At 47.7% G+C, this 13,014-nt stretch carries 12 protein-coding genes; 1 reads left to right on the forward strand and 11 read right to left on the reverse strand.

What is annotated here, in order from left to right:
• Positions 1-17 precede the first annotated feature (17 nt).
• A complete protein-coding gene (locus B7360_RS10220; protein ID WP_085343431.1) occupies positions 18-1,709 on the forward strand; it encodes a class I SAM-dependent methyltransferase in 1,692 nt (563 codons plus the stop codon).
• Between the two features lie 95 nt (positions 1,710-1,804).
• Here B7360_RS10220 and B7360_RS10225 read toward each other — a convergent pair whose 3' ends face one another.
• Genes B7360_RS10225 through B7360_RS10275 form a run of 11 tightly spaced genes read right to left on the reverse strand, consistent with a single transcriptional unit; the run spans position 1,805 to position 13,004 of the window.
• The gene (locus B7360_RS10225; RefSeq protein WP_085343432.1) at positions 1,805-3,028 is read right to left on the reverse strand and encodes a beta-ketoacyl-ACP synthase; all 1,224 of its coding nucleotides are present in this window, start codon (positions 3,026-3,028) and stop codon (positions 1,805-1,807) included.
• A complete protein-coding gene (gene fabG / locus B7360_RS10230; RefSeq protein WP_021453573.1) occupies positions 3,025-3,750 on the reverse strand; it encodes a 3-oxoacyl-ACP reductase FabG in 726 nt (241 codons plus the stop codon). Before fabG ends, B7360_RS10225 begins: the two co-directional genes overlap by 4 nt.
• Positions 3,747-4,211, reverse strand: a complete 465-nt coding sequence (locus B7360_RS10235) for a hotdog family protein (RefSeq protein WP_074191022.1) — start codon at positions 4,209-4,211, stop codon at positions 3,747-3,749. The genes fabG and B7360_RS10235 overlap by 4 nt, the downstream gene beginning before the upstream one ends.
• On the reverse strand, positions 4,204-5,391 hold the full coding sequence (locus B7360_RS10240) for a beta-ketoacyl-[acyl-carrier-protein] synthase family protein (protein WP_085343433.1): 1,188 nt from the start codon (positions 5,389-5,391) through the stop codon (positions 4,204-4,206). Before B7360_RS10240 ends, B7360_RS10235 begins: the two co-directional genes overlap by 8 nt.
• A gap of 20 nt (positions 5,392-5,411) precedes the next feature.
• Entirely contained in the window at positions 5,412-6,023 is a 612-nt protein-coding gene (locus B7360_RS10245) for a DUF3261 domain-containing protein (protein WP_085343434.1), read from the reverse strand.
• Positions 6,020-8,362, reverse strand: coding sequence for an MMPL family transporter (locus B7360_RS10250; protein WP_085343435.1), 2,343 nt, complete (start codon positions 8,360-8,362; stop codon positions 6,020-6,022). The genes B7360_RS10245 and B7360_RS10250 overlap by 4 nt, the downstream gene beginning before the upstream one ends.
• Positions 8,334-8,954 carry an outer membrane lipoprotein carrier protein LolA gene (locus B7360_RS10255; RefSeq protein ID WP_005382286.1) on the reverse strand — a complete coding sequence of 207 codons (621 nt, stop codon included), beginning with the start codon at positions 8,952-8,954 and terminating at the stop codon, positions 8,334-8,336. Before B7360_RS10255 ends, B7360_RS10250 begins: the two co-directional genes overlap by 29 nt.
• On the reverse strand, positions 8,954-9,400 hold the full coding sequence (locus B7360_RS10260) for a thioesterase family protein (protein WP_069513649.1): 447 nt from the start codon (positions 9,398-9,400) through the stop codon (positions 8,954-8,956). The genes B7360_RS10255 and B7360_RS10260 overlap by 1 nt, the downstream gene beginning before the upstream one ends.
• Positions 9,400-10,953, reverse strand: coding sequence for a histidine ammonia-lyase (gene hutH / locus B7360_RS10265; RefSeq protein WP_085343436.1), 1,554 nt, complete (start codon positions 10,951-10,953; stop codon positions 9,400-9,402). Before hutH ends, B7360_RS10260 begins: the two co-directional genes overlap by 1 nt.
• Positions 10,937-12,643 (reverse strand): glycosyltransferase, encoded by a 1,707-nt coding sequence (locus tag B7360_RS10270; protein WP_085343475.1) that lies wholly within the window; start codon positions 12,641-12,643, stop codon positions 10,937-10,939. Before B7360_RS10270 ends, hutH begins: the two co-directional genes overlap by 17 nt.
• Entirely contained in the window at positions 12,636-13,004 is a 369-nt protein-coding gene (locus tag B7360_RS10275; protein ID WP_085343437.1) for a 3-hydroxyacyl-ACP dehydratase, read from the reverse strand. Before B7360_RS10275 ends, B7360_RS10270 begins: the two co-directional genes overlap by 8 nt.
• Positions 13,005-13,014: the final 10 nt, after the last annotated feature.

A 13,014-nucleotide genomic window follows, 5' to 3' on the forward strand; every position in this document is an offset into this window, starting at 1 on the left:
ATCTTTCGTTAGTCTTTATGCCTGCCACTTCTAATTTTTATGACCAACACGCCGACTCTTTCGCGAAGCAATACACATCGCTCCAGTTTGAGGATGTCCACGCGAGTTGGAGAGTTTTCTGGCCCCAGGCTGGAGATCGCGTGTTAGATGTTGGCGCGGGCTCTGGTCGAGACGCGAAATGGATGGCTGAACATGGGTGTGAAGTTGTTGCGATTGAGCCTGCTCAAGCACTTCTAAGGCTTGGTAAGTCTTACTGTGGCGATTCCGTTACTTGGCTTGAAGATGCATTACCTAAGCTTGAGAAAACCATTAATCTTGGCTTTCGCTTCGATTTAATTCTTGTCAGTGCGGTATGGATGCATCTTGCGCCTACGCACCGTGAACGTGCATTTCGCAAACTTGCAAATTTGTTAGCGCCTAATGGTCGATTGGTGATTAGCCTTCGTCACGGTGACTTTTCTGACGGTCGTAAAGCTTATCCGGTATCGGTTGAAGAGCTCGAAAAGTTTGCAAAGAATAGCGCTTTAATGGTGAGGAACGTATCTCTCGATGATGATCAGTTAAAGCGAACGGGTGTATCTTGGCAAACGGTAGTGATGTCTTTGCCTGATGATGGTTCTGGTGATCTGAATAAGGTTCGCCACATTATCGTCAATGATTCCAAATCGGCTACCTATAAACTAGCACTACTACGTACTTTACTACGTATTGCAGACGCTCATTCTGGTGCAGTGGTTGATCGCAGCGAAGGTAAAGTTGCCATCCCATTAGGATTAGTCGGCTTATATTGGATTCGTCAATTTAAGCGTTTAATCGATAAAGAGAACATCCAGCAAAGCTCGAACTCGTCTAAAGGGCTAGGTTTTATAAAGCCCGATGGTTGGGGCAGACTTTCCCATTTAAGTCCTGATGATCTTGCTATAGGCATGACATTTTTGGGTGAAGATGCAGTGGCGCTTGATAAAGCAATAAAAGACAGCTTAAAAACCATAAAAGATGGTCCCGTCACCTTTACCTATCAAGGTGATAAATCAAACCCTTACTTTGAAATGATTCGTTCAGCTAAGAAGCCAAAAAGTTCAATTGTTGTGGATAGCGAATTCCTCGAAAGTTATGGGCTGTTTGTGTTGGATGAAAGCCTTTGGGATTGTTTTCGATTGTATAACTCTTGGATTGAGCCGCTGGTGGTCAACCAGTGGATTATGGAAATGCAACGATTTCGGTCTAATCAAGAGCGGGGTATTCCACTGCAAACGTATCATGATTGTTTGGTCTGGATTGATAAAGACCATGATACGCGAGTCGTGCGAAAGAGAATTGAACAGTTGAAGCTCAGCCATTGCGACATTGTCAGTGTATGGAGTGGAAGCAAATTACGAAATGAGTATCACGTTGATCACTGTTTGCCTTTTGCTTATTGGCCCAACAATGATAAGTGGAACTTACTACCAACATCTAAGGTTGAAAACCTAAACAAGCGTGATCGTATTCCTGCTAGCTATCGATTAAACGCATCCAAGCCGCGAATTTTGGATTGGTGGCAGTTAGCGTGGGGAGAGACGGATACTTTGAGTCGGACATTTTTCACTGAGGCTTCAATGTCGTTGCCTAATGTACCTGCATCTTGCCAAGATTTTGAGCATGTCTTTGAAGCGATGGGATTACAAATTCGTGGTGTTAAAAGTCGCCTGTGTATCGCGGAATGGTAATATCTCGTTTGCTATTACCTCGTGATAAATGAAGTTTGATTGGTAACTAACAAAAAAGCGCTGGTTAACCAGCGCTTTTGCATTTACTAAGGGCATTACATCTTTTTAAAGATGATGGAGGTGTTGATGCCGCCAAAGGCGAAGTTGTTACTCATCAAATATTTCACGTCCAGCTCTCGGCCTTGTCCGGCAATGTAGTCTAAATCGCCACATTGCTCGTCGAGGTTTTCTAGGTTGAGCGTTGGGTTGAACCAACCTGTGTGCATCATTTCTAAACCTAGCCACGCTTCAATTGCGCCACACGCGCCTAGTGTGTGGCCAAAGTAGCTCTTGAGTGAACTTATTGGCACTTTGCCCAGAGCATTCGCTGTTGCGTTGCTTTCCGCAATATCGCCGCGGTCGGTGGCAGTGCCGTGAGCAGATACATAGTCGATCTTCTCAGCAGGAATGCTCGCGTTTTGCAAAGCCATTTCCATACAGATTTGCATGGTTTCCATCTGTGGTTGAGTGACGTGTGCGGCATCACAGTTGCTGGCAAAACCGATGATTTCTGCATAGATTTTCGCGCCACGAGCGACGGCGTGTTCGTACTCTTCCAGAACCAGTGTTCCCGCACCTTCACCAATCACCAAACCATCGCGATCGGAGTCATAAGGTCTTGGTGTGCTTTTCGGGTCTTCATTCTTCAGACTGGTGGCAAAAAGGGTATCGAAGACAGCGGATTCCGTTGGACACAATTCTTCAGCGCCACCAGCAACCATGACCGTTTGGTAGCCGTGTTTGATCGCTTCGTAGGCGTAGCCGATTGCTTGGCTGCCGGAGGTACATGCACTGCTGGTTGGGATCACTCGGCCTTTCAAACCGAAAAATAGACCAACGTTCACTGCCGTGGTATGCGGCATCATCTGCACGTAAGTCGTAGCGGTGATCGCTTTCGTGGTTTTCTCATTCAGCATGACACCAAATGCGCCGATTGCGTCAGTACTGCCTGTTGATGAGCCGTATGCGATACCCGTTTGACCATTGGTGAGTACGTCGTTACCAATCAAACCTGCTTGGCTCAGTGCGTTTTCTGTTGCGACGGTCGCCAATTTAGAAACACGCCCCATGCCGCGTACTTGCTTGCGCTTGTAGTGCTTTGGCAGTTCAAAATCTAAAATTGGTGCCGCGAGCTTGGTGTTCAAACCATCATACTGTTCGTAAGAAGGCATGTATTGCGTCGCGTTCTGGCAGTCACGCAGTTTTGGCTCGACAGATTGCCAATCGTTACCAAACGCAGTCACGCCCGACATTCCGGTTACAACGACTCGACGGTTCATACTAGGCCTCCGTTTACCGAAATGACTTGGCGAGTTACATAGCCTGCGATGTCGGACATAAGGTAACTGACTAAACCAGCGACTTCTTCTGGTTCTCCCATGCGGCGTAAAGGAATTTGCGGCATCGCGTGTTCTTTTACGTGTTCGTCTACCATGCCTGTGTCGATAAGCCCCGGTGCAACGCAGTTAACGGTGATTTTGCGTTTTGCCAGTTCAAGTGCGAGTGATTTTGTTGCACCAATTACGCCCGCTTTTGCTGCGCTGTAGTTAGTTTGACCACGGTTACCCATCAGGCCAGATACTGATGCAAGCGTAACAATTCGGCCGCCTTTACGCTTTTGCACCATTGGCATAACACAAGGGTGAAGAACGTTGTAGAAGCTATCTAGGTTGGTATGAATCACGCCATCCCATTCTTCTTCGGTCATCGCAGGGAAAGCGGTATCTTTTGTGATGCCAGCGTTGTTCACGACGCCATAGTAAGCGCCGTGTGCGGCGATATCGGCTTCTAGTTTCTCACGGCAATCTGCACGGTCACTGATGTCGAATTGGATAAGACGACCGCTCCCCCCATGTTGTTCGATGGTGTCTAGGGTATCTTGCGCGCCTTGTTGATCGCCCATGTAATGGACGATGATTTGGAAACCATCTTTGGCTAACTGAACGGCAATGGCTTTACCGATGCCTTTGCTGGCACCTGTAACGAGGACTTGTCGGGTCATTGTTGACTCCTGATTTTCATTTCTTGTAATTTTTCTTCTGATGGAACGTAAACGTTCAATTGGCAAGTCGCTACAACAGTTCCTTGTAGCTCAATACGGGCTGAAAAAACCGCCATACCGTTATCTTCCATAACTTTTTCAGCATACACATCGAGCACCTGTCCGCGAGAAAACGCATCGCATTCAGACGTGTATCGACGGCTACCAAGCAAAAAGCCAATCGGTGGCGCTTGTTCTTTCATTAATGCGTGGTAACCAGACCACGCCGCGACAGATTGCGCCATAAACTCAATGCCAACGTATGCTGGCACGGTTTGAGAGGTCGAGTCGAAGAACGGGTTGTGTTCTGCGATATCAACCTGGCAGTGAATCGTATCTTGTTGAACATCCAAAGCACGATCGACCAAGATCATTGGTTTGTCGTGTGGCAAAAGTTGTTCGATGGGAGGAAGTTTAGTCATGAGCGTAACCAAAAATAAGACTAATATTATTGCCACCAAAAGCAAAAGAGTTGCTGAGAATCGCTTTGTTACCCAGTTTGGTTGGCGTCTCAACTAACGATATATGGATATCGTCTGCTTTGGTTTCGCAGTGTTGCATTGGCAAGTCAAGGTTGTACTTGAGAATATGCCAAGCGATCGCGGCTTCCGTTGCACTTGCAGCGCCTAATGTGTGTCCGGTAAGTGGCTTTGTTGAACTCACAGGGACGGAGTTACCAAAGCAGCGGTGAATGGCTTTGCTTTCCATCACATCGTTTAACGGCGTTGCTGTGCCATGCGCGTTGATGTAACCAATGTCTTGCGCTGTAAGTCCTGCATTGGCCAACGCTTTTTTCATCGCTTCTTCTGCGCCTAACCCTTCTGGGTGTGGTGCGGAAATGTGGTGCGCGTCTGAGCTGTCGCCAGCTCCGAGAAGAGCAACGGGCGCAGGTGTTTTGCTTAGCAACATTAATGCTGCGGCTTCGCCGATATTGATGCCGTTGCGATGTTGGTCAAACGGCTTACAAAGGGTATCGGATAGAGCTTCTAAACCGTTAAAGCCGTTTAGCGTTAGGCGACAAATGGTATCCACACCACCTACAATGACCGCATCAACAATGCCAGAGCGAATCAGGCGTTGCGCGGTTAAAAAGACGCGACCACTAGAAGAGCAAGCGGTGGAAACTGAGTAATGTGGGCCGCTCAAATCAAAGTAGGCGGCAATAAAATCGCTGCAGTTGCCAAGTTCTTGTTTGGTGTAATGGTAGTCGGCGGGAAACTCACCATTTGCCAGCTTTTCGCCAAATGCGATTTCGCCATCTGAAATGCCAGACGTGCTGGTGCCGATCACGACTGCGATACGGTCACGACCATATTTAGCAATGGCTTCACGCACGTCGCTTTCGATTTGCTGCAAAGCCGAAAGTGCGAGGCGGTTGTTTCTCGTATCAAACTGGCTGAGTGCGGTCGGTAATTGCGGTAACGTCTGTGCAATTCGACCGATTACGGTTTGGAGGCCTGAATTTAAAATATCTTGGTCAACCACCATGTTGGATGGCTTCGCTCCCGATAAACATTGGTGGATGAGCGCGTCATCTTGTCCCATGGCAGAGTGAAAGCCACAGGCCTGAATATACAAAGGTTGAGAAGAGCGAATAGGCATATTGTTATTCTAAATTGTTCTTAATTAATCTGATGTTGCAGTGTTTGAATAGAAATTGAAAACTGATGTTTGAGGTGATGAAAATCAATCTCACCCTCTAACTTGTTAGAAGAGCTGTATTGAATCTCAATGATCTTTTCACCGTCGCTATCAAAGATGGCGCGAGAATTATTTTTATCAATAATTCGCCACCTTACCTCATTTAACGACCCTTCCCAAGCGGAACTCGGCCAGAGCGTGATCATCAGGTTAAATAATACCTGTTCTGGCTGCGGTAGCGAACCTTGTAAACCGTTGAGCACTTCGGTTTGAATTTGTTCTCCATCGTAAGACAGTGAGAGTACTCTTGTCCCCCAGGATGAGAAGCCTGCCAGCACCACGTCGTTGTTGGTCACTTGCAGTTGTACCGGAAGTTGCTCAGATGTGGGTTTGCCATCTATTGCCCAAGAAGCCGTAATCAACTGACTGGCCGTCAACTGATAACCCAAGCTGGCTGGAGTCGGTAAGTTAACTTGGGTGTGCTCAGCAATATCGACTTGAGGCGTCGATTGGTGAGGTACCAAGCTGCATGCGCTTAAAAACAGACTCAGTACGATTAACGTCGCGCAGCGAAAAGCATGGTTAAAAATCATGGCGTCGTTTCCTCTGTTTTAATTGCAATCGGAGAGAGCAACCAAGCGACAAAAATACCACTTAACACCGTAATGCCGAAACTGTGAATCGCGTGAGTTTGGCTTAGTGACAGCAACCCAAATGACAGCACAGTGGTTATTGCCGAAAGGGTGATCGCCAATAGTGTGCTCACGCTGCGGGCTTTCTCGGCAAAGAACAGAGTGTAATCGATTCCGATACCAAGAATGAGCACCAAGCCAAGCAAGTTGAACAGGTTTAACGTTGTTCCCATCGCGACAGCCGTTGCCAGACCGCAGGCGCAAGCAATCAATGATGGCAGTAAAACTCGCCAACTGTGTTGCAGACCGTACCGCTTGATTAACACCAGAAAGATCACAGCACTGGCGGCTACCAATAGCTCCATGATTTTGATTCGGTATTCACCAAATAGGGCGGATATTTCTTCAGCTTTGTTTAGGTAGACAACATCAGACTGTGATTTGGAAAACCCCTTAACAACGGTGGAGTCTTGCAATTGGTTTAACACCACAACCGTTGCCGATTTTCCTTTTATCTTACCCAAATGGAGAAAACGTACAGGCGCTGATACCGGGTTTTGCAAGTACTGCTCAACCGTGACAGGAATAAAGTCGGCGTCCATTTTGGGCTTTTTACTTAAGCCCAGCCCGGAAGCAAGTGGGCTGGATTGTGTTGCGTAAAGATCGCGAATCAATTGATAGTCTTGTTGCTGACGTTCCACTGAGCTTAAGTAGCGGCTCAGGCTCTGGTAGCTTTCGATGGTGCTGTCCGCTTTCCACGCTTCTAAAGTTGGCGTCAAAGACTCCAGCTTTTTCATTAGGTTTTCGTCATCGTCGGCGGTAACGACCAACATTTGCTGCGAAGCTTGCATGCCACTAAGCGTCGTAATCAAGGTTTCTTGCTGCTTGAGATCGTTCGGCATCGTTTGCAGCAGACGAATGTCGTCATCGTAGTTCAATTGCAGCAAGAAAAAGCCACTCACAACCACACATAACATCGGCAATCCGACTTTAATTCGAGGTTGATTCCAAAGCGTTAGCCATTTCGCCAACAATGATTGTCCTGGTAAGTTCGAAATGGATCGCGATGGGTTACGAGCCAGTATCGGATACCAAGCCACCACGGTGATGTAAGCGGCAATCAGACCAATGGATGAAAACAGCGCAAGCTGCTGCAAACCAGGAAACGGTGCCACCAACATGCCCAAATAGCCGATCAAACTGGTGATTAAGCCCAGTGTGATCGCTATGAAAATATGCTTTAACCCTTGCTCGCTATCCCATTCATTTCCCGCCGCAAGACGTTCCGTTAGGTAGTGGAATGCGTAGTCGATAGACACGCCGATTAAACTTGCGCCAAACACTAAGCTGAACAGATGGACTTTTCCAAAAATCCACGTCGTAACGGACAACGCAACGAGCAAACCAATGGTGATGGAAAGCAGTGCGAGAGACAGTGGCATCACACTACGAAAGGCCAACACGAACAATGCAATGATACCGAGCAGAGAGAATACACCGATGGTGCTGATCTCCGATTTGGCACTTTGCGTACCAAAGTCGGCGTAAAATAGAACGCCAGTATGTGCGACTTCAGCGCCATATTTCTGCGCGACGCTGTGTTCTAGCGCTTGAATATCAGGGACTGCAAACTGCCCAGTTAGGCTATAAGGCGAGTCTTTTAGCTCGGCAGTAATAAGCAAGTATTGAGCACCGTCTTTTTCGACGGATAGATAGCCGTTATCCAATCGGAAAGAGGAAGATTGCTGGGTAACTTGGCTTAAATAATCACGAAATAGCAAGAAAGGGTCATTTTGTAACTCTTGCCCGGTCACTCCAGAAAACGGGTTGTACAGCGACTGAATCACATGCTGAACTTGCTGTTCTGGATTTTGGCTTAAACGCTCTCGTTGTTCAGGCGTCAGCAATTGGAAGCGGTGCTTAAAGTAGTAACTCGCCCAAGCTTGCTGCTCTTGAGGTGAGATTTTTCCCACCACATCGCGAAAATGATTACTTTGGCGTAACCCCTTATCAAATTCAGCGGCCGCTGCAAAAAGGGCATTTTTGTCCGGCGCTGTGATCACGAAAATGACTTTGTCGCTCATACTTGCCGAGACCGACTCAAAGGCTTGCTCAGCCACCGGGTTTTGTTGGTTCTTCGGCAACAGTTTTAAAATGTTGGTCTCAATCGGAGATTCTGCACTCCAAACCCATTGTTTGAGTAGCAACGCGCCCGCTAAAACAACGAGATTGAGCCAAACCAGAGCAAAGGTATGAGTGCAGAGACTGAGTTTAGAAACGGAATTGAGCGTCTTCGGCATCCGTGAGTTCCTGAGGTAGAGAGGTCTGGTTTGTAAACGTGATTTCGGTCTTATCGCCGCGCAGCTCTTGCAGGGTTAGGCGATCAATGTGCGTTTTACCGGAAAGAGTGATGGCTTTAAACACCGCATTTAATGGCGACTGTTTGGGCACTAAAACGAGCTGCCACTGATTGTTCTCAACTGAAAAATCGAGTGTGAATTGTTCTTGCAGTGCAGAAGTATCCCCGTGGAACACGGATAAAAACACATGGCTAAAGTAGAACGCCATTGGGTTTTCTTCAGCAGAGATCGTTTTCGGATCTTGGTTGGCAAAAGTCTGACGAAGTTTGTTTTCCGTCAATACCAAATTGACTGCGAAAGGTTCTGTTTGTTGCCACAACAAGCCATGTGTTTTGCTCAGTGTGAACTGACCTTTAGAGGTTAGAGGTTGACTGAACATTTCCAGATGACGCTGCTGCGTAAAATCTCCGCGTACGATTTCATGCTGAGACAACTGCTGTTGAAGCGATGCCAAATCCGTTACATTTGCTGTCGGTGTGGCCAGTGCTGGAACAGAAAATATCAGCAAAAAAGAGAGTAACCACTTTTGCATTAGTTCAGGCTCCCATGGTTGTGCCATTGCTCTACTTTATCTAAAAAGACTGCTGGAGAAACAAAGCACATCTCTTGCTTTTCAATGGATACGGCGACTTGCGTTGTATGCGCTTTGCACATACGTTGATTCGTTTCGGCGTCGTAAATCACGTAATCCACACGCAAGCGGTTTTCCCACTCAGTGAGTTGCACGGTAATACGAATGGTGTGATTAAACGGAATCGCCTTGACGTATTTAACGCGCGTGTCGATGATCGGCCACATGTACCCAGAGTCTTGCATATCGCGATAGCTGTATTGGATCTTCTCCATCAGCACCCGACGCGCTTCTTCAAAATACCGAAAGAAGTTGCCGTGATAAATCACGCCCATCGGGTCAGCATCTTGGAATGAGGTGACCATAGTCACCTCTGCTTCTAATGGGTAGAGAACCTGCTCTTGCATTATACCTCCGCGTAGAGTGGCCAATGACGTTGCTGAATGCGTTCAATGAAATGACGCAAATCTTGTTCTAATGGGCGATCTTCAATCACAAATTCAAACTCGCTCAGTACGGCGTCACGAATTACTCGCAAACTCTGACTCATGTGGTGTTCGTCCAATTCGTTGTGACGTCGACGAATCTCAATCGCTTGAACGCTTGCCAGCAGTGAAGCCGCAGCAACTTGCTCTGTTAACTCAAGTACGCGTAAGCAATCACGAGCCGCAATGGTGCCCATGCTCACTTTGTCTTGGTTGTGACATTCGGTTGAACGAGAAAAAACGCTCGCTGGCATGGTGTTTTTCAACGCCTCTGCCGTCCAAGCTGAGATACCAATCTGAACCGCTTTAAAGCCGTGGTTGATCGGTTTACGCTCGCCTTCTGCACCGGTTAAGTTAAACGGCAAGCCGTTATTGAACTTGTAATCCATCAGTTGCGCCATCTGACGGTCCAGCAAATCAGATAAGTTGGCAATGTTCACTTTCAACGTATCCATCGCCATTGCGATATGACCACCGTAGAAGTGACCGCCGTGCAGAACGCGCTCGTTGTCGCCATCGATGATTGGATTGTCGTTGGCACTATTTAGTTCATTCTCAATCAATTGACGTAGCCAAGGCAGTGAGTCTTGCACCATGCCAATCACGTGTGGTGCACAACGCAGCGAGTAGCGATCTTGCAGTCGGTCGCTATTGCGTGGCGGACGTTCAGCATTGAGATCATCACGCAGCCAAGCCGCAACTTGCTGTTGACCAGGGTGAGGTTTTACCGCAAACAACGCTTCATCAAAGTGGAAGTCATTACCTTGCATACCCACAGAGACCATCGCGGTAATCTTGGTGCAAAGCTGCGCTAGGTATTCTGCGCGTTTGTAGGCAAGACAGGCGAGGGCCGTCATCACGGATGTACCGTTCATTAACGCCAAACCTTCTTTTGGTTTTAGGCGAATTGGCTCAATGCCCAGCTCTGCAAACACTTCTTGTGTTGGTCGCACATCACCTTTGTAAAGCACTTCACGCTCGCCAATTAAGGTCGCCGCTAGGTAAGACAGAGGCGTTAAATCGCCGCTTGCGCCCACCGAGCCTTCTTGTGGAATACGCGGCGCAATGTCGTGATTGATAAGCGTAACGATTTGGTTCAACAGATCGTGAGACACGCCAGATACGCCTTGCGACAATGAACATAAACGTGTTGCCAGCACCGCGCGAGCTTGCTCATGAGAAAGGATTTGACCTAAGCCACAGCCATGGAAGCGCGTAAGGTGCAACGGAAGTTCATCCACAAGAGCGGGTGGAATCGCCACAGTACATGAATCGCCGTAACCTGTGGTCACGCCGTAAATAACGCCTTCCTCTTTCAGTAATCGTTCCAGAAACGCCACGCCACGATCGATTTTCGCGGTAAATTCTGGCGAGGTGTTCATGTTTGCCTTTGCACCTTGAGCAATGGCAACGACATCTTCGATGGTTAAAGATTGGGCACCAAAAGTGATGTTGTGATTATTGTTGTTTGTCATGTGGCTGATTACTTAAAGTCCAGAAGTTAAAAAAGTTGTACCACTGTAACGGCGCTTGCAGTGTGTGGTGTTCTAATCTGTGTGCGTACTGTTGAACAACGCGTCCTAGTGCCTGCTGACGCTCCTTGCGCGGTAGCGTGATTTGGTCACTAAAGTGTTCAAAGTACACATTAAAATGCGGAGTGTTTGCTTCATCGTCGCGTAGGCCGAAGAGTAGATAAACCGGCGCTTTTAATACCGAGGCCAGCATGAATGGGCCTTGCGGGAATGGAGCGGGTTTACCAAGAAAATCTGCCCAAACGACACGATTTTCTTTGCTGGTGGAAGTGCGATCGCCAACGATCACCACCCACTCGCCTTGCTCGATTTTTTGTTGAAGCAGAATCGCGGTGTCTGGTCCCATTGAGCTGACTTGAATCAGATTCAGTTCCGAATTTGGGTTTACCGCCTTCATTACCGCATTAAATTGTTCAGCGTGTTGGGTAAATACCAAGGCATTGATTTTGACATGAGAGTGTCGACGACCAAGCGCGCGGCAGAGTTCGATATTGCCAAGATGCGAGCCTAAAATGAGCACGCCTTGTTTTTTCTGCGCCATCTCTTCGAAATGATGCTGGCCGTGAATGGTTAGGTTGTCGACGTTAAAGTCACCTTGCCATGCTGCCAGTTTGTCGAGCATGGTTCGCCCAAAAGAAAGCAGATGATGATAGCTGTCCAACTGTTTTGGCAGTGCGATGCTCTGCTGCGCTGCGTAGTACTGCAAGTTTTGCAGGTAAATCTCAGACGCTTCGCGGGCAGATTTACCCGTGAAGTGGTAGTAGCGCATGACTAGCTTTAAAATCAGGTCGAACGCTTTTCTGCCGAACAAGCGGTAAACCGCGAGCAAGGTTTTGATGCCTAAAATTGTGCCTTGTTCTTTTCGTTTAGACCAGTGGGCATTGCTGTCATCTGTGTGACGGCGCTTTCTGGCGAGTAGCGAAGGGATGCGCGGCAACATGCCAAAAAATAGGCGAGTGTGCATCCAGCTTATCTTGACGTTATCCCACAATGCGTCGAAGTGGGAAATGCCACCTTCAGGGTAGATCACGCGCGTTGGAACAAAATCAATATCGACGCCTTCCCAGTACATTCGCACCAGAATTTCGATATCAAAATCCATGCGTTTGCCGATGTTGTACTTGTTCAACACGGCGACCGTTTTCGCCACTGGGTAGGCGCGGAAGCCGCACATGCTGTCTTTGATAGACAGTGACAAGGTTTCTATCCACACCCAAATGTGCGTAGCGTAGCGACCATACAGACGGGCTTTAGGTACGCTCTCGTCGTATATCGGTTGGCCAGAAATCAGGTTATCTGGTTTTGTTTCGCTGGCGCTGAGCAATTTGGGTAGTGCTTCTAGGTCGTGTTGACCGTCTGCGTCGATTTGAATGGTGTGCGTAAAACCAAGCTGGTGAGCTTGATGTAGGCCAGCCATTACCGCGCCACCTTTACCTTGGTTTTCGCTCAAACTAATCAGTTTTATCAGTCCTTGCTCACTCAAAGCTGAAAGCGCTTGTTTGGTGTCTTCATTGCTGCCGTCGTCCACGACTAGCACTGGCAAAGCGAAAGAGGATAACGACGCAACCACGTCTGCAATTGTGCTGCCGTGGTTGTAGCAAGGAATTAAAAAGCAGGGACGGTAATCACTCACGTGACTCACCCAGTTTCATTTTGCCTGAAGAGTGAGTCACCAAGGTTTCACCGTTTTTCGATGTGTACTTAAAGGTCAATTTCTCGCGCTCATTGTCCCAAGAGAGTGAGAGACAAACGTCGGTGTTTGGCAGAATCGGCTCTTGAAATTTGATGACTTCCATTCCTTTAAATATCTTGGGAGTATTCAAATATTGAACGGCGTAGAACAACGCCCAATCAATTTGAGTGACGCCGGGTAAAAGAGGGAAGTGACTGAAATGACCTTGGAAATCTAAGATGTCAGCATCCACACGCAGCGACAGCTCTGCGGTGTGGTCACTCACTTCAATATTCTGAATAGTTGGTTTTCTTTTATCCATGTTACTAGCT

This window comes from Vibrio sp. ArtGut-C1, assembly GCF_002105475.1.
GTDB lineage: Bacteria > Pseudomonadota > Gammaproteobacteria > Enterobacterales > Vibrionaceae > Vibrio > Vibrio diabolicus.

What these genes read in the sequence shown, in the direction of transcription:
- B7360_RS10220 (WP_085343431.1), top strand. Translation starts at nt 18, where the DNA reads ATGCCTGCCACTTCTAATTTTTATGACCAACACGCCGACTCTTTCGCG.
- B7360_RS10225 (WP_085343432.1), bottom strand. Translation starts at nt 3,028, where the DNA reads ATGAACCGTCGAGTCGTTGTAACCGGAATGTCGGGCGTGACTGCGTTT.
- fabG (WP_021453573.1), bottom strand. Translation starts at nt 3,750, where the DNA reads ATGACCCGACAAGTCCTCGTTACAGGTGCCAGCAAAGGCATCGGTAAA.
- B7360_RS10235 (WP_074191022.1), bottom strand. Translation starts at nt 4,211, where the DNA reads ATGACTAAACTTCCTCCCATCGAACAACTTTTGCCACACGACAAACCA.
- B7360_RS10240 (WP_085343433.1), bottom strand. Translation starts at nt 5,391, where the DNA reads ATGCCTATTCGCTCTTCTCAACCTTTGTATATTCAGGCCTGTGGCTTT.
- B7360_RS10245 (WP_085343434.1), bottom strand. Translation starts at nt 6,023, where the DNA reads ATGATTTTTAACCATGCTTTTCGCTGCGCGACGTTAATCGTACTGAGT.
- B7360_RS10250 (WP_085343435.1), bottom strand. Translation starts at nt 8,362, where the DNA reads ATGCCGAAGACGCTCAATTCCGTTTCTAAACTCAGTCTCTGCACTCAT.
- B7360_RS10255 (WP_005382286.1), bottom strand. Translation starts at nt 8,954, where the DNA reads ATGCAAAAGTGGTTACTCTCTTTTTTGCTGATATTTTCTGTTCCAGCA.
- B7360_RS10260 (WP_069513649.1), bottom strand. Translation starts at nt 9,400, where the DNA reads ATGCAAGAGCAGGTTCTCTACCCATTAGAAGCAGAGGTGACTATGGTC.
- hutH (WP_085343436.1), bottom strand. Translation starts at nt 10,953, where the DNA reads ATGACAAACAACAATAATCACAACATCACTTTTGGTGCCCAATCTTTA.
- B7360_RS10275 (WP_085343437.1), bottom strand. Translation starts at nt 13,004, where the DNA reads ATGGATAAAAGAAAACCAACTATTCAGAATATTGAAGTGAGTGACCAC.